The sequence below is a fragment of the Agathobacter sp. LCP21S3_B2 genome (assembly GCF_052118705.1).
Taxonomy (GTDB): Bacteria; Bacillota; Clostridia; order Lachnospirales; family Lachnospiraceae; genus Roseburia.
In genome coordinates this window covers 1-18,014 of the sequence record NZ_JBQKGQ010000010.1, presented here as the reverse complement: position 1 = coordinate 18,014, position 18,014 = coordinate 1, and the positions used below count along the sequence as shown (strand labels likewise).

The window sequence follows — 18,014 nt, the reverse complement described above, 5'->3', positions numbered from 1 at the left end:
TATTGTTATTGCGTTACGTTATCACCCTGATGTGAGCATTGACTATTGCTTTTTGCTTTGCTGTTCTCGAAGCATCGCAGCTCCTTTATTGCCTGTCCACCCATCAGATAGAGAATACCTGTATTGAATATAGTCATAAGGCCGATTCCTACATCTCCAAGATCCCAGACAAATGTATATGCCGCGATACCGCCTACAAACAGCATAACAAGAGCCAGCACCTTGTACATGGTCTGTGAAATCCAGTTATCCCCAAACAGGTACGCAACATTACTCCTTGCATAAAAAAGTATACCAAGGAATGTGGAAAAGCTGAATAAAAACAATGTGACTGCTATAAAAATAACTCCAAAATCTCCAAGATGATACCTCATAGCTGACTGTAATAAATCCATGCCCTCTTTCCCTGCCACTATATTCTCCGGTGCTGTTAGCATGATCATTGCCGTACAGCTGCAAATCACTATCGTATCTATAAATACACCGAGCGCCTGCGTCAGTCCTGCCTTTACAGGAGTATCGCACTCTGCCGCCGCTGCAGCGCATGGAGCTGAGCCTGAGCCTGCCTCATTTGAAAAAAGACCTCTCTTTACACCGTTCATGAGCACCGCTCCAAAGCCTCCCGCAGCCACCTGCCTGATACCGAAGGCTTCCTCAAATATCCTTGAAAAAACCGATGGCATCATGCCTATATTTTTAATTATGATAAAAATGGTTATGGCAAAATAGCACACCGCCATGATAGGAACAACTATGTCAAGCACCTTTACCGTAGCATTTTTCCTAAGCACAATGACAGCGGCCACTGCAACTAAAATTACGGTAGTGTAAATAGGTGGTATGCCAAATGCATTTTCAAATGACGATGTAACTGAATTGCTTATAACCTGACTTATGCCACACCAACAGATTAGTCCGGATATAGCAAACAAAACAGCTATAATAACATGTTTTTTCTTTTTGCCTGATTTATCCTCAAAGTAATGGTGTATGTAATACGCCGGACCTCCACGATAGCCTGAGTACAATGGATCCGGCTCCTTGTGAAGCTGTGCCAGTGTAGCCTCCACAAAAGCCGTGGATGAACCTATAATGGCTGTTATCCACATCCAGAAAACCGCACCTGCGCCTCCCACTGATATGGCAGCCACAACACCAACCAGATTACCCATGCCCACTCTCGTCGCCGTAGAGACAATGAGTGTCTGGAACGTGGACAGGCTGTCCTTATTTTCCTTTTTACCTGTCAGCGCCTTTATCATGTCCGGAAACATTCTAATTGGTAAAAGTCTTGTCCTTACAGTGAAATAAATTCCTGTCGGAATCAAAAGAATTATGAGCAGGGAGATTCCCACGCTCCCACCGCCGGGCAGTGGAATGTGTATCAGATCTCCCCACAAAAAAGAATAAACTTTTTCAATAAGTGCTACTATCATAGTAAATATCGTCCCCTTAGTTTTCATTGCTTCAACGCATTGAAGATGAAGCCAATATTACTATGATACAATATGAGTAGGAAACTTTCAATATATTCTGTTTTTTTGTTCTGTTTTTTCTTTCACAAACAGTAATAAATACACTATAAGACCCTTGCATATGAGATTATAATTTCTTATAATGATATGGTTGAATATTCAAAAGATATACGCCCGGGGAGATAAATAATGATAAAACTAATAGCAACAGATATAGACGGAACACTTGTAAAGGACGGCTCACTGCTCATAGATCCTGAGTACATGTCTGTCATCGACAGGCTCATAGACAAAGGAATAATATTTGTAGTCTGTTCCGGCAGACAGTTTTCAAGCGAATTTAAGCTGTTTGCTCCGATAAAGCACAAGCTTTTGTATATAACAGACGGAGGAACAGTCGTGCGCACTCCAAAGGAAATCCTAAAAACCTATCCTATGGACGAGGATATATGGAAGGGCATGTGCCGGATGGTCCGCGATGAGCTGCCTGCATGCGATTACTTTGCTGCTACTCCTGATTTCTGCTTTGCAGAGGATGGTGGCAGCCCAGTCTTTCACCTGCTTCGTGATTCATACGGCTTTGAGATGCGTGAGGTTGATGACATCACAAGGCTTGACAGAAATGACATCATCAAATTCACTGTCTTTCATCCCGACAAATGCGAAGAGCTGTGTACACCGGTTTTCATTCCGGCATGGAATAAAAAAGCTCACCTGGCATCCGCCGGCAAGGAATGGGTAGACTGCAACGCAAAGGGTGTCAGCAAATGGACTGCACTCTCATACCTCATAGACAGATTCGACCTGCTTCCGGACGAAGTATGCTGTTTCGGTGACAATCTGAATGATATTGAGATGCTTCAAAATGCCGGTATAAGCTACGCCGTGTCAAATGCCCGCCAGGAAGTTATCGCAGCCGCAAAACACACCTGTGCGCCTTACTGGGAAAACGGAGTACTTAGTGTTTTAAAGTCTTTTTTATAATTTTTTAAATTTTTTTAAAAAAGTACTTGCATTTTTGTAAAACCCTGTGTATAATATCATTTGTTCGTGTGACACAGATATTCACACAGATGTTTGCGCCTCTAGCTCATTTGGTAGAGCACCTGACTCTTAATCAGGGTGTGCAGGGTTCGAGCCCCTGGAGGCGCATTTTTTGTACCCAAATTAATTTACCAACACTTTAAAGGAGTCGGATTTAATCCGGCTCCTTTTTTGTATATCTCTGTTTGTATATTTCTGTTTATATATATCTGGATTTTATCATCCTGCTATCTGTTACTGTTCTGCTTCTCCAATATTTGTCATTTTAAATCCCTCTCCGTGCACCTCATGAGACTCAACAACCACAATAAAAGAGGCCGGGTCTGCATCTTTTACGGATTTACGCACCTGGTACATTTCCTTACTGTTGCATGCACACATTACCACCTGAATATCGTCCTGCTTATATCCTCCCTGTGCCTTAAGAATAGTGCTTCCGCGCTGACTGCATTCATCAATTACATCGCATATTCTCTTTCCATTTTTTGTGACGATAAAGGCTACTTTGCCTGAATTCATGCCATATATCATTTTATCAATAACAACCGCAGACAGTATATTCACTATCATGCCGTAAATCATTCCGTCAATATCCCGAAACAAAAGTCCTCCAACCAGAATAATTCCGACATCAGTAAGAAAAGAGATGTTGCCCATCGATAAATAAGGCCGCAATGCTTTTACAGCCATGATGATAAAATCAGCTCCTCCTGTTGAAGAATTTCTTGTATAAATCATGGCATAGCCTATTCCACAAAATACACCTGTGCACAATGCCGCAAGCAGTCTGTCTCCCTGATACACCGGAAATAACGGCGCAACATAGTCAACAATAAAAGAAGACAAAAGCATGCATCTTATTGAGCTGACAAAAAATTTCCTGCCCAATAATTTGCAGCATAGTATCGCAACCGGAATATTCAGCAGGACCGTTGATAAACCAATGGAAATATTAAACAGCCGGTATAAAATAATCGAAATACCCGAAAAACCTGTCATAGGAAACTCTGCCTGCAGGGCGAAGTTATATATACCTATTGCATAAAAGATGCTTCCCGCAAGCTCCCACATAATCTGTACCAATAATTCTTTTTTCTTATTCATATTGCATCTATCCTCCAAAATAAATAAGCGCCCGGAAACAAATCTTACAGTGTAAATTACTGCACCTACGATTTGCTCCCAGACGCTTTAACCACTCATCCGGTGAAGAGTGAACGTTTTCTTATGTATGCAATTATTATATTTAAAATGTTAAATTAAGTCAAGCCGGAATCATCAATTTTCCAGGTATCTATAGGAAGTGATTGGAGAAGCCATAGACTTATACCCTCCATGGATATAGAAGGTGCTGTCATGAAATTCATTGACGCAAAACCACAAAGCACCACACACAGCAACAAAGGTACACTGCCTGCAGTTTCAGCAAACATTGCATCCAACATGGCAAACAGTCCTCTGTCCTTCCACAATACAGCGATTGCAGACCGCAGTATACCACGATCCATATAATTGCAAAGGTCAGCTCATTTTTTGTCTATATTACAGGTTAATGTTACTTTGTCCGATGCTCCAAAGGGTTTCGTTTTAATGTACTGAATCACCAGATTCAATGCAATACTTCCATAAAATTATCTTCTGTAATTTGCCTTAGATATTCCACTGCCACCTCCGTACTACTGCACTCTTTGATAATGTTTCCAGAAGTTGATTGTTTCCTGAAGATCATCTTCACTGGCGAACAGATCCAGCTTCTTCGCAACTTCAACTGCGAAATCGACATATGCATTTGCTCGTGCAGTTATCACATTTTTATCTGTTACCCAATCTTCATCTGAGGAATGGGTTGATTTCACATCGCACAAAATTCCAGCGTGATCCAGCACGTCGACTCCTGCACAAATCCCGGCAATCAAAATCTCTCGTTTCATTAAGGCTTGCAGATACGACTTCACCTCTGGAGTGTCAATTTCAGCAATGTTTCCGCCCGGAAGGATAAAACTTCTGATTTGATCTTTTTCAAGTGCTTCTAAAGGCATATCAACATTGACGGAAAAACCTTCCATAGTGCGAACAGGCTTTCCGTCCAATGAACAGAAAACCATGTCGCAGTTTGAAAAGCTCATAAAATAATTGAGTATCACGATTTCATAAAAACAGCTCTTGTCATATACAAGAAACACATCTTTCATCCATATACCTCCCTATTCACTGGCAAATCAGCTTTCTGGGTTCTCCCAAAAGCGTATTGATCGAGACATCAAATATCTGCCTTTCCCAAATTTGTCTGATGTACATCATAATCAAAGAAAAGAAACACCTCCGAAAAATCATCTCTTGATAATCCTTCCAATTGTTCTCTGATTTTCTTATTACTTTCCCTTAAGACCTCAATAATATCTGTGTCGAAATCATCCGCCTTGAGTTTCTTCCAAAGCATATAGATATTTTCTCTGGCTTCTCCTTCAACTATAAATGCCTTATAGTCCTTATCTGCCATTAAACGCACCTGCCTTATACATTTTCTGAAGATTATGAGCCTGACGAAGCTCCTTTTCTGTCAGCTCTGAAATTGCATTTATGCTATTATTCTCAAGAAGGAAATAGCAATCTGGTCTGAGTAAATCATTGCTCATAAGGTCTGTGTTGTGTGTAGTTGTAAATACCTGCACATCGCTAATTCTTCTAAGTCTCTTCTGAACTGACTCTGATAATTCATAATGGTAAAATGCATCAAACTCATCAATGAATACAAATGATGCTTTTTCCATACGGATATACCAGTAATAGAATAATGCAAGGGATTTGGTTCCTGTTGAAGCAATCTTGAAGAAGTCAGCATCTTTATTGTCGAAATGACAATATATAGCCTTTCTTCCATCGACCTCGCATCCATATAATTCATAATCGATATCATTTTCTTTTAAAAATTCTTGGAAATCCTTAACTTTGCCACTATTAACAATTCCTTCTGCAATGCTCTCTGATCCGTTCATAAAACCTTCATATCCACGGCTATCAAGTGAATAGAATAAAAGCATCCTCTCGACAAAATCAATAAACTTCTTAAATACCTGATTCTGAACATTATCTGAAAGAATTGAATTACTATTTACATATTTCACTCTCGAGATCGGGCTTTCATTTCTTATTGATGCATTCAAAGTATCTGATCCTTCAAGCAAAGTAAATCCATCTCTTGTCAGGAAGTCAAAGAAAATGACTTCTTTTCCATCAATGGACAAACTTTCACTCTTTAAGGAATTCACATCCATTTTACTGTACTTATATACAACTTCATGACCGTCGAACACGAATGTGTACTCAAACTCCGCAAAAGATTTTCTTCCACTCATATTCAGATAAAAATCATAGCTTCCCAGGAGTTTTTGCTTTTCAGTCAGATGAGTAATGATATCAAAGATAGCCAAACCAAGATTCGACTTTCCACAACTGTTGATACCATATATAATTCCCTTCGTTATGCAGCCATTCTCTATTATTTCAGAATTAAAGCTGTAATTACTGGGTGTTCCTATATCAAATGTGATTTTATCCTTAAATCCTTTGAAATTTTCGACACTAAATTTCTTTAACATGATAATCACCTTCCATTTCTTTTTCTTTATTATATGATTATCTGTAAAGAAGTTCAAGTCTATCCGTATTTTTTTTACGGCAATATCGAATTTTTGTTTCGAATATCACTCCCACGATCCCAAAAGAGTTTCCGATCTCCCACACAGAAAAGATCTGAAGCTTGCAAAAAAGCAGAATAAAAATCTTGATAAGTTATTTAAGGTAATAAAAAATCTCTATGATAAACTAATCATCCACTTGCGCCTCTTAAAAATAACAAGTGATACAACCAGCCTGAATATTTCTTCAGTGGTAAGCAGCGTGTACACACCTACAATGCCCCACTTAAACACATACGCTGCAAGCAGACACAGTGGGATTCCGATGCACCATGTGCCAACAATATCAATCACCATAATGATTTTGGTATTACCGCCGCTTCTTATAATTCCACCGCCAAGTATCATATTTTCCACCTTGATTGGTGCATACAGGGCAAATACGATAAGCAGTATCTTTCCAAGCTCTTTTACGCTGCCATCTACACGATACAGTCCGGTATATACTCCTGCCAGACGAATGAGCAATGTCGATACGGCTACCGCTCCGGCTAAGCCTGCATACATTATCTTCTTCGATTCTGTGTAAGCCTCATCGTATTCTTTCCTGCCAAGCCTCTTGCCGACCATCACACCTGCAGCCGCTGACAATCCGCTAAGTGCTCCTACGATAAGCCCCTGTATCGGGCATGTAAGTGTGTACGCCGCCAGATTTGATGTGCCCAGATGACCATAGACAGCAGACTCCACATTCTGTCCGAGGCTCCACAAAAACTCACTGATGAGAATCGGCATAATCATGACCAGATAATCCTTTATAGTAATTTTACTGAAATGCAATGACCATGCCGGTTTATCTCCATCCTTTCTGATGCATAAGATAAATCCGATAACAATAAATACAAGGTTAAACAACTGCGAAATAAGTGTTGCAACCGCAGCTCCCTTTATTCCCATACATGGCAATCCCAATTTTCCGAATATCAGCAGATAATTAAGGCCTGTGTTTACTGCAACTGCCCCAAAGCTTGCTAAAAACGGTATCGTGGCATGCTCCTTACAGCGCAGCCATGAGGATAAAATATTGCTTACTGCCATTGGAATATAGGAAAACGCTACAATCCTGAAATATACCGCGCCGGTATTTACAATACTTACATCCTTTGTGTACAGACCAAGAATCCATGACGGAAAAAATCCTGCTGCAACCAGAAATAATGCTGATATCATAATTCCACAAATGAGACTCACATCAAAGCTACACCATGCCTCTTTTGTATCCTCCGCACCGATAAACTGCGCGATCAATATACCCGCAACCGTGCTCACTGCACCGATTACCACCGAAAAAATGAGAGAAAAATTTCCACATAATCCAACTGCCGATATATTAGTCTCTCCAAGCTGTCCTATCATAATCTGGTCTACAATTGAAAATGATGCCTGCAGCATACTTTGCAAGGTGACCGGAATTGCAATTTTACACAATGATTTCATAAACTTTGACATTATAATTTCCTCGTACTTTCTCTTTTTATTAACTCAACCGGCAACACAATTTCTGTCTCACATTCTGCTCCATCGCGCATTGCCTCAAGACACTTGATTGCAGTTTTTGCCCTAAGAGGCGCCTCCTGATGAATCGTCGTAAGCGCAGGATTACTTTCCCTGCTTGCCAGGTTGTCATCAAAACCTATTATCTGGATATCTTTTGGAATCTGTATGCCTTTTCCCTGCAAAAACCTCATAAACTCAAGTGCATAAAAATCCGAGACTGCAAAAACAGCTGTAACATTGTTCTTTATCAGCTCTCTATATTTATCCTCATAAAAGCACATTCTTTCCTTTTCTGTTTTTGGTATTTCCCATCTTAATGTTTCCTGCAATCCAAAGGCTTTGCTAAAGCCCTCGATGCGCTCTTTATCCATGCAGATGAAATTATCCGCTATGCACAACGCCTTTTTATGTCCCAGCTCCTTTAAATATTTCCCTGCCTGATAACCGCCATCATAATGATTGATGACCAGATTGACAACCTTGGAGCATTTTTCAAAATAACCGTCATACACTACAAACGATATCCTCATCTGGTTTCTCAGCTTCTCATAATCGGCTTCACAAAAACCCATCAGAATCAGCCCATCCATATTCCACATAGATGCAAACACCGGAATTTCACTGATGTCGGATGTCGTTTTTATCATCAGAAAATAGCCTTTTTCATTTACCTCATGGGAAAGAGCATTAAGCGATGACATCACAAATCCATCCTCTAAAACCCGTCCTTCATACTTTTCATTGTCATTTACCACCACACCGATGATTCTTGAATTATTTCTGGCAAGCAGGATACCTGCCATATTCGGGATATATCCTGAGCGTTCAAGCTCCTGCTGGACACGTTTTACCGTCTCATCCGAGATCTTTTCTGTTTTGCCGTGAATCACCTTTGAGACAGTCGCTGTACTTAGGCCTAATGAATCTGCTACATCCGCAATCCGAACCCTGTTCTGTGCCATATCAATCTCCTCTTTTTTATATTCTGATTATATGGTACAACAGAAATATGGATTTTACAAAGGTTAAGCGTATAACCCGTTACAAAATCTGTGTTTGTTTTTTGTTATATTTGCACAACAAAAGGATCATGTATCTCTACACGATCCTTATATCAACAATTTTGCTATTTTGATTTGTAAGCTCTCTGCATATTTGAGAATCCTTATTGATTAAGCCACTACTCCATATCCATATTGCTTAGCTGCCTGTGCAAGCCCGGTCTGCATCATCGTATCAAATTCAGCTTGTGTTATAGAATCTCTTGTAACAAGTTTATCCGGAATATCAAGTGAATTTACAACTTTATAATTAATAGACTTGCAGCTTCGTACCATATAACTGCAAGTCTTCCGGGAAAACCTTTATCTAAGAAAAAAATACAATATTAACATGAATATCATGAATATAATATTGGAGGCTGTGAATATTCCCAAATACTTCCCTCTCAGATTCCTGTTTTCTTTTACAATATATTTGAAACTTATCAGGCTTGCCATGGATGCAATCAGAGTGCCGAGACCTCCAATATTGGTTCCGACAATTAAAGCCCGGTAATTATCTGTAAAGCCGGATAAAAGAAGCGCAGCGGGAACATTGCTCATAATCTGACTGGCAAGAACAGCAGTAAGTGTTTCCCTTCCTGCCATGATTCTTTCCAGAAAACTGCTGAATTGCGGAATCCTTCCAAGGTTGCCGATAAAAATAAATAATGCGATAAAGGTGGCAAGCAGGGAGTAATCCACCCTGCTTATATTTTCCCTGTTTCTTAGCAGCATATATATAAGAACCAATACAAGAGGAATCTGGTATGGAATGATACGTGCAACAGTGAGCAGGCAGATTGTAAATAAGATCAGGTAAGCGGCCAGGTATTCCATGTTGAGTTCTTTTCGGTCAGAGAATCCCAAAAGAGTTTTATCTTTTTCGGAACCGCATACGTGAGGTGCTTTGGCAGCGGCTACCTGTATCCATATTAGAAGAAGGATAAGTGCTGTGGCGGAATAGGGAAGCATCAGAGTTATTAATTCTGCCACGGACATCCCTGCTCTGGCATATAGATAAAGGTTCTGCGGATTTCCGATTGGTGTGAGCATGCTTCCGAGATTAGCAGCGATTGTCTGCATGGCTACTAATTTAAGAAGCCAGTAATTGCCCAGTTCCTTTGGCAGTTTATGCACAATGATCAGTGCAAGAGGAACAAAAGTAATCAATGCCACATCATTGGTGATCACCATTGACAGGAAGAAACATAAGAGTACCAACAGCCTGATCACACCAACAGTTCCCGATGTTCCCATCAGCAATTTTTTGGCAAGTATATCAAAAACACCAACAGCCTTCAAACCAGCTACAATTGCCATCAAACAGAAGAGGAGCCCGAGAGTCCTGAAATCGATATAAGTAAAATAAGCCTTATCCGGTCTGACCCAGAACATAGAAAGAAGCGCCAGGATCACTGCAATTGACAAAACGGTTTCTTTCCTGAAAAAAACATATAATTTTTGTAACATAATATTTCCTTTCCGGTCTGATACGACTGCATATAAGTATATCACAGAAACATCCAGAAAAAAAGAATATCATTTTGTATTGTGGATTGTACCTATCTGGAATAGGGATAAAGTATCTTATCTTTCCGTTCCTCTTGGCTATCGTATGTGGCAGAAAAAATAAACTGGTGTTCCATTATACAATGCAAAATAAAAGAGACTCCACTCTCCATGAATGAAGCCTCCTGATATATGTATACATCCTACAGCAGCGTTCAAAATCCTTGTTTCTATCCCTGATACCTTATTCTTTCAACCAGCGTTTTCTTTTTCAGATTACTGCTCAAGCAAACGGTCGAAGTATTCTACTGTAAGCACAGAGCCACCATTTTTCAGACGCTCATCATCCATGACCCAACCTTTGATGGTGTAGTCCTTCACGATGCCATTGGCCCACTTGCGAAACTGCACCGCTTGCTCATTATTTACCTTGAATCCAACAGCAATAATCATTTGAAGATTATAATGCTTTGTATCACGGGTCACCTGACGTGAACCTTCGGTTTGAACTATCCGGAAATTCCGGATAGTTGAATCTTCCTCAAGCTCTGAGTCGGAATAAATCTTCTTAATCAAATAGGAGGCCTCCTTTTGACATCTGGTTTCTTTTAGAAATCATTCTTCTGGGGCAATCGATAATTTCTAAAAGTGAGCAACAAAAAAGCAACCGATACTACTCGATTGCCATGTTGTTACTTTTGCGAGACTATACATTCCCCAAAAAATTGTTAGTGTTGCACAATCAGTTTTGTGAAAAATTCTGTCCATAATCTGTCGCAAAGTGTTAATTGACTTTTTGCAAATTAATTTATCTTGAACTTCTTTAATAGTTTCGGTACATTCTCTTAAGTGAATCAAATAAACCTATGTGTAATACTGCGCCTGTGCATTCCATAACTCATAGTATTTACCATGCGTATCCTGCAATAATCTATCATGAACTCCCCTCTGCACAATCTGTCCGCCATCAAATACTGCTATGACATCACAGAATCTACAGGATGAAAGTCTGTGACTGATGTAAATCGCTGTCTTATCCTGTACTATCTCATTAAATTTTGAATACACTTTATATTCTGCAATCGGATCCAGAGCAGCTGTCGGTTCATCAAGAATAATAAATGGAACATTTTTGTAAAGTGCTCTCGCTAAAGCAATCTTCTGTGCTTCCCCACCGGAAATCTCTACACCCTCTTCGTCCAAATCTTTGTAGATAGAAGTCTCTAATCCTTTCTTCATACTCTGCAATCGTCCATAAAATCCTGCCTTCTCTAAACACTTCTTTGCAAGTTCTTCATTGTAATGAAAACTTGCTGAAACATTTTGTCCAAGTCCAAAAGAAAACAATTTAAAATCCTGGAAAACAACAGAAAATATCGACATATATTCTTTGTAATCATATTTCCTGATGTCCACATTATCATTTTAAAAGAACATCCCATAACCGGTAAAATTTACAGGTCTAGAATGTCCCTTTTACGCTAATAAACTATATTATTAACACACACTGTTTCTTATCCACAACTATATAATACCAAAATGTTTAAACGCCTGCATAATCGCCTCTTCCTTCTCCGGTGTACACTTTGGCTGTTTTGCATTCTCAGATTTAGGCAGATTAAAATTCTCACCAACATCCAATCCACATTTCTTCTTAATCTGTGCGATATAAAGATTGGAAACCTTAAGCCCTGTCTGTTCCAACACATATACTTTTATCTGCTCATAAGTTGCTTTTCCTTTAAATTCAGACAAGTCCATATCCTCTAGGGAGAAATCAACCTTCACTTTTCTGTTGTCGGCCATTCCCTTGGAAAGAAGAACAACCGTCTCAACATGGCACGAAAAAACGTTACGGGTTCCTATATATATGCGTTTTTCCCAGCCACTTTTTGACTTCAATATTTTGCTCATCTTGAAACACTTTTCAAAATCTAAAAACTACAATAAAACGGCTATTTTTCGTACACGGGAACATATCCTTGATACGAAAATAGCCTGTTTCTTCTTATTTCAATCTGACATAAAATGTAGATTTTCCAGTTCCTTCCCTGCGAAGTTCTCCTTCTGCTACAAGCTTACGTAGTGAACCTTCAATTGAACTTACACTAAGAGACGGACATAATTCACGGATGTCCTGCTTATTGAACTTCCCGATCTTATTCTGTGTGGCTTTACGAACCATTTCGATTGCCGGAAGTTTCTCTTCTACAATTTCAAATCGGTCTTCGAAATCTTTGTAAGCTGCCAGAATAGTTCCAAGGAGATATTTTATAAAAGGAACTGCATCCTCTTCTCCTTCGTGCCAACCATCCTGTGAATGACCTAAAGCCTCGTAATACAAATCCTTGTTCTTTGCAATTTTAGCTTCGAGCGAGATGTACTTTCCTACATAAAAACCACTGCGATAAAGTAGCAGGGTTGTAAGCAATCTGCTCATTCTGCCATTACCGTCATTGAAAGGATGGATACACAAAAAGTCATGGATAAAAATCGGAATTGCCAACAATGGCTCCACCTCATAATTTCCAATCACCCTATTGTATTCTTCGCAAATTCTATCAAGTGCCTCTGGTGTCTCAAATGGAGCCAAAGGAGTGAACAGCACTTCTGTATGCCCATCAGGATATGTGGTGCTGATATAATTCTGTACATTCTTAGTTCTCCCTGCGAGTGGGTTATTCATATGGCTACACAGGATTTTATGCAACTGCAAGATATAATTCTGTGTAATAGGAATCGCATCAAAACTCTCATGGATGATATTAAGTACATCACGATAACCTGCGATTTCCTCTTCGTCTCTATTTTTAGGTGTGGTCTTTTCCTCAACCAACTGCTTAATTCTTGTATTGGTGGTTACAATTCCCTCAATCGCATTTGAAGCCTCGGTACTCTGAATCTTAGCAATCTCCACAAGTTTTTCTAACTCGTCGGGTCTTTGCTTGAGATATAATTCCTGCTTACCTGCGAACTTGTATATTGCTGCTACGAGACCAAGAATTTCTGAATCCCATTTTTCTTCTTTTATTTTTGAATAGTTAAATGTTCTCAATTACTTAAACACCTACCTCTCACACAGCCATGCTGTCTTACTAAATTTCCTCGTCCGGTGCCTGACCATCATGAGCCAACCACTTACATTCTGTTATTTCCATGTTAGTAAATGCTGCCTTAAAAGATGACTCCTCTGGGCTGCAAGCATAAATGCCAAACTGAATTTCATCAGTGGCTTTATACATATGGCAGATTCTCATCTGCTTATATTTAACACCATCCTCGGAGCATTCGATACAATAATCATTCTCTCGCCTGCTAAATCTATACCACATAGATTTTATGCTTGCATCTATTTCAGTTGTAGCCCAGTCAGAGAAACCATTATTTGTTACCACACTTCCGAGATGCTGAAAATCATCATTTTCATATTCAATTGAACCTTTGAGCCAATTATCACTATCCAAATACATAACTACGCCACACTGGTCAAAACGAACTTTACTTTCAAATTCTGTCTTTACAGTAAATGAAAAAAACTTCTCATCCGTGGTTATCTGCAACACAGGGGCGTTATCATTTCTAAAATGATAATATGTGCGCTGCCATAAATCAGTATGCGGATTCGTTATTATTTCAATTCTGTCATCTTCAATAGAGAAAGCTTTAGGCTCTCTTGTCCATTTCCATTGTTTTTTATCTATCTTCATTGTCTTTCCCTCAATGTTTTTTCTTTCCCTTAAATTATAACCAATAATAAGGGGAAGTCAATATATTAAGCGTATTTCCCCTTAAATTCGCGCCATATTTACGGTATAAACATTATTTTGTGCGTATTTGTGCTTATTATTCGTATCTCCATTTAATATTTTTGCCGTAAACGGCATTTTTATTAAATGGATTACGCTGAAAACTAAGGGCACAAATATCCAAAATTATCAATCGGCATTTTCCCTTTTTCAATTTGTAGCCCTTTTTCTTGAAAATGAACGGTCTTTCACGTTTCTTTTATTCTGTTGAATGATAAAAATATTACTTTTCCTTTGATGTGTTTCCGAAGCCGCAGTCCAATACCACAGACACGTTTACTCCATCAGAAATTTCTTTCGCGCAAATCAAGGATTCTTACAAATCTGTCCGATGTAGTGCCACTATTGTCTCTATATGCGTTGACAGAATGACGATTTTATCCTTTGCAAAATCGGATATCAGATTGCGGAAGCGCACACGCTCTTTAGGGTCAAGTCCGCGGTCGGTTCATCCAGAATGAGAATATCCGGGGCATTTAGTTCCGCCTGCGCGATTCCTAAACGCTGCTTCATGCCGCCGGAAAAGAACTTGATTTTCCTGTCCGCCACATCACGCAGATTGACGAGTTCCAGCAATTCCTCAGTTCGGTTCTTTGCTTCCCGCTTATCAAGCCCCTTGACCGCCGCCATGTATCGCATAAACTCACGGGCGGTGAAATCTGGATAAAAGCCGAAGTCTTGCGGCATATACCCCAAGCGGGCGTAATATGCTTCCCCCAATTCCTCAATCGACTTTCTGTCCAGACAGAGTCTGCCGGAAGTGGATTTCAGTACCCCGCAAATCATACGCATTAAAGTCGTCTTGCCCGCGCCGTTTGCGCCAAGCAGATCGTACACACCCGGCGTAAGGGTAGTGCTGACGTGATTAACAGCGCATTTTGTACCGTAATGTTTGCACAAATGCTATAATTGTAATTCCATACAAAAAACCTCCTCGATATGTAAATTGATTAGTCCGCACGAAAAACTGAAATTTATCGCTTTGCATGTTTAATCAAGAGTAAATCTACGATTATACAAACCGCAAAATAGAATCCCCAACATAACACATAAAAGCCTATAGAGTTTCCCAATTCTGGTGTTGGTCTAAATGTCCACCAATGCCCTCCAAGAATCCCCTGCATGGCATTAAACACACAAGAAATTGGTATTAGTATGACAATCCATACATTAACAGTCCAAAACCAAAATGAAGCTTTTTCTTTATTCTCCCCTATAAACTGTCCTATTACAAATATCATAACTCCTACTGCCATTAAACTTAGTCCCACTGCAACAGAAAATGACGTTTGTTTTTCTTTCCAAATCATAATGGCTACTACCAAGCCAATAAAATTAAAAACACTACCCACCAAAGAAAAGATACGAGCATCACTCTTTTTAGTAATATTTTCTGATACTGGTTCTATTCCCTTCAGTAAATAATCTGTTGTCACATCGAAGAAATCACTTAATAAGATGACCTTTTCAATGTCTGGTGTACTTTGTTCTGACTCCCACTTAGAAACCGCTTGTCTCGATACACCAACCTTATCAGCAAGTTCTTCTTGCGAAATCCCTTTGCTCTTTCGTAGATGCTGTATCCTGTCTGCCATATTCATATCAAAACACCGCCTTTCTTTTTTATTAAAACTAACAAAAATAGCGGTTGCATTGCCACCATTTTCTCATAGCACTTTGTCAACCGATAGTTGCAAAGGCGAAAATTCCGATTTTCTGCGGGAAAACGTACATCATTTTATGCTTTTTCATCAGCTATTACCTGCATTTCAGATTCGCAAGCATTCACCAAGGTGCCGGTCATGTCTTTTCAAACGCTTTTATTTTGTCAATGCAAACTGTTTTCCACAAAATCGGAAACTGCTTCTTTGATTTCTTCTCCATGCCCTGCCATCAAATGTCCGCCATTTTCAAAGGAAACGAATGTGCAGTCTGGGAATCTTGACAGCGCCCTCTCCGTATCATTGTAACTCGCCAGCTTATCGTCCTTCGCATGGAAAATCAACGTAGGTACCTGCAAATCTTCAACCGTGTAGTCCTCAAAATTTCTTGACATATTTCGGCAAATTTTTCGGTTCTCCACAAGTGGCATGGCGGAGCAGTATAAAATCAAGCCTCTCGTGCGCTCCGGATAATCGAGTGCGAAACGGATTGCAATGCTGCCTCCGGCAGACGTCGCCAACAGATACACCTTGTCAATGCCAAGCTTGTCCAGAAGTTCCACATACGCCTCTGCCTGTTTGGCAGGCGTTCCGTCACCGGAAACATCGCTTCCCAAATATCCAAACCGCGAGGGAGCGATAATTCGATAATCGGAACAAAAATCCTTACAGGTATCATAGGCCTGGTCATAACCGCCGAAAATTCCGTGAATGGATAAAATTACCTCGCCCTTGCCCGAATCAACATAAGTCATATCGCCATAACTTAATGCTATCGTCCAGGCATTGTAGGTTGCAAGACGGCTTTTGCTCTCCTTTACCGCCATACTGCACCGTATTCCCTGAACAATAAAATAAATTACAAGGACAAGTAAAACTCCCCCTGCTATGTCACTCCACATACGCTTGCACCTCCTCTTTCCTGTTAAAATTATCATAGTAATTCACCACCTTTACTATTCCTCATTTCACGGGAAGTTCAATTCTTTTTTCCAATAATCACCACATGGTTACTCATATCTATAATCGTTTTTTCAGCACATACAGATAAATGATATGCAAGCCAGGTATCAAATTGTTCATCATTCCACATATCAACAGTATTATGAAATAATGGGGACATACCATCCTGTGCAAAATGCATCACTACATCCAGATTATTATCTCTGAAAAGTGCCTGCATCTCATCATAGGACGAATAATATGTATCCGTCCAAAAGCAGTTGGGATCATTATGTTTCAATACCCCGGTTGTTTTTATCTGGCTAAGCAATTTTTCATCAACGTACTTGACATCAAGCATTGCTATCATTTGATTAAGGTATAATCTTGGTATATATGCAACAACGAAATAACCGCCTTTTTTCAATACTCTTAAGGACTCTTCAAGGCACTTTTTTCTAGCCTTCTCATCAATCAAATGATAAAAAGGTCCCATATTCAAAACGACATCAAAGGATGCATCCTGAAAACAATACATATCCGTTGCATCTAACACCTTCGTTTCCATTGAATATGGTTTTTCTTTTAAGTGTTCATCTATATAAGAAATATGTCTTGGCGTAATATCTGTAGCAGTTAATTTATGTCCTTTATCTGCTAAATAGAATGCATATGCTCCCGTTCCTGCTGCACAGTCAAGGATTTCATATTTCTCTTTAAATACTTCATCAAACTTTCTTATTGTAGTTAAAAATTCTATTTTTCTTGCATTGTTTGTTGTTATTCTGTCTTCTTCTCTATAATTTTCATAATATTTTACAACTTCATTGTCTAGCATTCCCAACACCCACCTGTCATAATACTTTTTTGTCACCGCATCCCCTCAACCAGCTTTGTAATGAGGCTGTTCACAAGCTCCGGCTGGTCAGTATTAGAGTTATGTCCGGCATCTTTAATCCATTCCAAAGGAATGCCGGTGCTCTTATGCCATGCCTTGTTGTATCTGACACAGGAGCCTGCCTTGTCCTGTTCGCCACAGATTAATAAAGCCGGACATTTGATTTCATAAGCCAGATTCCTCTCTATCGCTTCCGCAAGTATCCTAAATCCATGCCCCGCCACCTTCGCATACCTTTTCTGGTCACCATCGTACACTAACATCATTTCACGCATCAGTTTTCTTCCGTATTTCGTTACGGCAATTCCGTCTGTTCCCGCCTTTAAGAGGGATTTCCATGGGTAATAGCGGTAAATGGGTTCCATTCTTTTCAACATCCAGATTTCCATAGACGTCATATACCGTCTTTGAAGCGGTGCAGAATCAATCGAAACAAATCCC

19 protein-coding genes, 1 tRNA gene and 2 pseudogenes are annotated in these 18,014 nt (G+C 39.6%); 3 read left to right on the top strand and 19 right to left on the bottom strand.

The window, feature by feature from the left end; all coding sequences use genetic code 11:
- Nucleotides 1–5: 5 nt before the first annotated feature.
- Nucleotides 6–1,436, bottom strand: coding sequence for an alanine/glycine:cation symporter family protein (locus ACTQ1L_RS08580; RefSeq protein ID WP_441366600.1), 1,431 nt, complete (start codon nt 1,434–1,436; stop codon nt 6–8).
- Nucleotides 1,437–1,664: 228 nt separating this feature from the next.
- On the opposite strand from ACTQ1L_RS08580, the gene ACTQ1L_RS08575 reads away from it, so the two are divergent.
- Nucleotides 1,665–2,459 carry a Cof-type HAD-IIB family hydrolase gene (locus tag ACTQ1L_RS08575; protein ID WP_321110911.1) on the top strand — a complete coding sequence of 265 codons (795 nt, stop codon included), beginning with the start codon at nt 1,665–1,667 and terminating at the stop codon, nt 2,457–2,459.
- A 95-nt stretch (nt 2,460–2,554) separates the two neighbouring features.
- Nucleotides 2,555–2,627, top strand: a tRNA-Lys gene (locus tag ACTQ1L_RS08570).
- Between the two features lie 126 nt (nt 2,628–2,753).
- Here ACTQ1L_RS08570 and ACTQ1L_RS08565 read toward each other — a convergent pair.
- A complete protein-coding gene (locus ACTQ1L_RS08565; RefSeq protein ID WP_441366597.1) occupies nt 2,754–3,623 on the bottom strand; it encodes a YitT family protein in 870 nt (289 codons plus the stop codon).
- A 252-nt stretch (nt 3,624–3,875) separates the two neighbouring features.
- On the opposite strand from ACTQ1L_RS08565, the gene ACTQ1L_RS08560 reads away from it, so the two are divergent.
- On the top strand, nt 3,876–4,031 hold the full coding sequence (locus tag ACTQ1L_RS08560; protein WP_158560470.1) for a hypothetical protein: 156 nt from the start codon (nt 3,876–3,878) through the stop codon (nt 4,029–4,031).
- 164 nt (nt 4,032–4,195) lie between these two features.
- Here the strand turns inward: ACTQ1L_RS08560 and ACTQ1L_RS08555 are convergent, their stop codons facing one another.
- From ACTQ1L_RS08555 to ACTQ1L_RS08475, 17 genes and pseudogenes are all read right to left on the bottom strand, one after another.
- Nucleotides 4,196–4,711, bottom strand: a complete 516-nt coding sequence (locus ACTQ1L_RS08555) for a DJ-1/PfpI family protein (RefSeq protein WP_055163867.1) — start codon at nt 4,709–4,711, stop codon at nt 4,196–4,198.
- 68 nt (nt 4,712–4,779) lie between these two features.
- A complete protein-coding gene (locus tag ACTQ1L_RS08550) occupies nt 4,780–5,019 on the bottom strand; it encodes a hypothetical protein (protein ID WP_441366594.1) in 240 nt (79 codons plus the stop codon).
- Nucleotides 5,009–6,118: an AAA family ATPase gene (locus tag ACTQ1L_RS08545; RefSeq protein WP_441366591.1), complete on the bottom strand. Its 1,110-nt coding sequence runs from the start codon at nt 6,116–6,118 to the stop codon at nt 5,009–5,011. Before ACTQ1L_RS08545 ends, ACTQ1L_RS08550 begins: the two co-directional genes overlap by 11 nt.
- Nucleotides 6,119–6,334: 216 nt before the next feature.
- On the bottom strand, nt 6,335–7,666 hold the full coding sequence (locus tag ACTQ1L_RS08540) for an MATE family efflux transporter (protein ID WP_441366590.1): 1,332 nt from the start codon (nt 7,664–7,666) through the stop codon (nt 6,335–6,337).
- Entirely contained in the window at nt 7,666–8,676 is a 1,011-nt protein-coding gene (locus tag ACTQ1L_RS08535) for a LacI family DNA-binding transcriptional regulator (protein WP_441366588.1), read from the bottom strand. Before ACTQ1L_RS08535 ends, ACTQ1L_RS08540 begins: the two co-directional genes overlap by 1 nt.
- 210 nt (nt 8,677–8,886) lie before the next feature.
- Entirely contained in the window at nt 8,887–9,051 is a 165-nt protein-coding gene (locus ACTQ1L_RS08530; RefSeq protein ID WP_441366586.1) for a hypothetical protein, read from the bottom strand.
- 27 nt (nt 9,052–9,078) lie between these two features.
- A complete protein-coding gene (locus ACTQ1L_RS08525; protein ID WP_441366583.1) occupies nt 9,079–10,227 on the bottom strand; it encodes an SLC13 family permease in 1,149 nt (382 codons plus the stop codon).
- 318 nt (nt 10,228–10,545) lie between these two features.
- Nucleotides 10,546–10,839 (bottom strand): annotated as a pseudogene (gene rhuM / locus ACTQ1L_RS08520) (RhuM family protein); the annotation flags it as partial.
- A gap of 291 nt (nt 10,840–11,130) precedes the next feature.
- Nucleotides 11,131–11,682: an ATP-binding cassette domain-containing protein gene (locus tag ACTQ1L_RS08515; RefSeq protein ID WP_441366580.1), complete on the bottom strand. Its 552-nt coding sequence runs from the start codon at nt 11,680–11,682 to the stop codon at nt 11,131–11,133.
- Between the two features lie 108 nt (nt 11,683–11,790).
- Nucleotides 11,791–12,180, bottom strand: a complete 390-nt coding sequence (locus tag ACTQ1L_RS08510) for a 23S rRNA methyltransferase (RefSeq protein ID WP_441366579.1) — start codon at nt 12,178–12,180, stop codon at nt 11,791–11,793.
- Between the two features lie 94 nt (nt 12,181–12,274).
- Nucleotides 12,275–13,321: a Fic family protein gene (locus tag ACTQ1L_RS08505; RefSeq protein ID WP_441366577.1), complete on the bottom strand. Its 1,047-nt coding sequence runs from the start codon at nt 13,319–13,321 to the stop codon at nt 12,275–12,277.
- 40 nt (nt 13,322–13,361) lie between these two features.
- Nucleotides 13,362–13,973 carry a DUF1349 domain-containing protein gene (locus ACTQ1L_RS08500; RefSeq protein WP_441366575.1) on the bottom strand — a complete coding sequence of 204 codons (612 nt, stop codon included), beginning with the start codon at nt 13,971–13,973 and terminating at the stop codon, nt 13,362–13,364.
- A 451-nt stretch (nt 13,974–14,424) separates the two neighbouring features.
- A pseudogene (locus ACTQ1L_RS08495) lies at nt 14,425–14,972 on the bottom strand (ATP-binding cassette domain-containing protein); the annotation flags it as partial.
- Nucleotides 14,973–15,046: 74 nt separating this feature from the next.
- Entirely contained in the window at nt 15,047–15,673 is a 627-nt protein-coding gene (locus ACTQ1L_RS08490; protein WP_441366573.1) for a helix-turn-helix domain-containing protein, read from the bottom strand.
- A gap of 227 nt (nt 15,674–15,900) precedes the next feature.
- A complete protein-coding gene (locus ACTQ1L_RS08485) occupies nt 15,901–16,635 on the bottom strand; it encodes an alpha/beta fold hydrolase (RefSeq protein ID WP_441366571.1) in 735 nt (244 codons plus the stop codon).
- 77 nt (nt 16,636–16,712) lie between these two features.
- On the bottom strand, nt 16,713–17,513 hold the full coding sequence (locus ACTQ1L_RS08480; protein WP_441366569.1) for a class I SAM-dependent methyltransferase: 801 nt from the start codon (nt 17,511–17,513) through the stop codon (nt 16,713–16,715).
- A 32-nt stretch (nt 17,514–17,545) separates the two neighbouring features.
- The coding region (locus ACTQ1L_RS08475; RefSeq protein WP_441366567.1) for an alpha/beta fold hydrolase at nt 17,546–18,014 on the bottom strand (469 nt) is incomplete at its 5' end.

What these genes read in the sequence shown, in the direction of transcription:
- ACTQ1L_RS08580 (WP_441366600.1), bottom strand. Translation starts at nt 1,436, where the DNA reads ATGATAGTAGCACTTATTGAAAAAGTTTATTCTTTTTTGTGGGGAGAT.
- ACTQ1L_RS08575 (WP_321110911.1), top strand. Translation starts at nt 1,665, where the DNA reads ATGATAAAACTAATAGCAACAGATATAGACGGAACACTTGTAAAGGAC.
- ACTQ1L_RS08565 (WP_441366597.1), bottom strand. Translation starts at nt 3,623, where the DNA reads ATGAATAAGAAAAAAGAATTATTGGTACAGATTATGTGGGAGCTTGCG.
- ACTQ1L_RS08560 (WP_158560470.1), top strand. Translation starts at nt 3,876, where the DNA reads ATGAAATTCATTGACGCAAAACCACAAAGCACCACACACAGCAACAAA.
- ACTQ1L_RS08555 (WP_055163867.1), bottom strand. Translation starts at nt 4,711, where the DNA reads ATGAAAGATGTGTTTCTTGTATATGACAAGAGCTGTTTTTATGAAATC.
- ACTQ1L_RS08550 (WP_441366594.1), bottom strand. Translation starts at nt 5,019, where the DNA reads ATGGCAGATAAGGACTATAAGGCATTTATAGTTGAAGGAGAAGCCAGA.
- ACTQ1L_RS08545 (WP_441366591.1), bottom strand. Translation starts at nt 6,118, where the DNA reads ATGTTAAAGAAATTTAGTGTCGAAAATTTCAAAGGATTTAAGGATAAA.
- ACTQ1L_RS08540 (WP_441366590.1), bottom strand. Translation starts at nt 7,666, where the DNA reads ATGTCAAAGTTTATGAAATCATTGTGTAAAATTGCAATTCCGGTCACC.
- ACTQ1L_RS08535 (WP_441366588.1), bottom strand. Translation starts at nt 8,676, where the DNA reads ATGGCACAGAACAGGGTTCGGATTGCGGATGTAGCAGATTCATTAGGC.
- ACTQ1L_RS08530 (WP_441366586.1), bottom strand. Translation starts at nt 9,051, where the DNA reads ATGGTACGAAGCTGCAAGTCTATTAATTATAAAGTTGTAAATTCACTT.
- ACTQ1L_RS08525 (WP_441366583.1), bottom strand. Translation starts at nt 10,227, where the DNA reads ATGTTACAAAAATTATATGTTTTTTTCAGGAAAGAAACCGTTTTGTCA.
- ACTQ1L_RS08510 (WP_441366579.1), bottom strand. Translation starts at nt 12,180, where the DNA reads ATGAGCAAAATATTGAAGTCAAAAAGTGGCTGGGAAAAACGCATATAT.
- ACTQ1L_RS08500 (WP_441366575.1), bottom strand. Translation starts at nt 13,973, where the DNA reads ATGAAGATAGATAAAAAACAATGGAAATGGACAAGAGAGCCTAAAGCT.
- ACTQ1L_RS08490 (WP_441366573.1), bottom strand. Translation starts at nt 15,673, where the DNA reads ATGAATATGGCAGACAGGATACAGCATCTACGAAAGAGCAAAGGGATT.
- ACTQ1L_RS08485 (WP_441366571.1), bottom strand. Translation starts at nt 16,635, where the DNA reads ATGTGGAGTGACATAGCAGGGGGAGTTTTACTTGTCCTTGTAATTTAT.
- ACTQ1L_RS08480 (WP_441366569.1), bottom strand. Translation starts at nt 17,513, where the DNA reads ATGCTAGACAATGAAGTTGTAAAATATTATGAAAATTATAGAGAAGAA.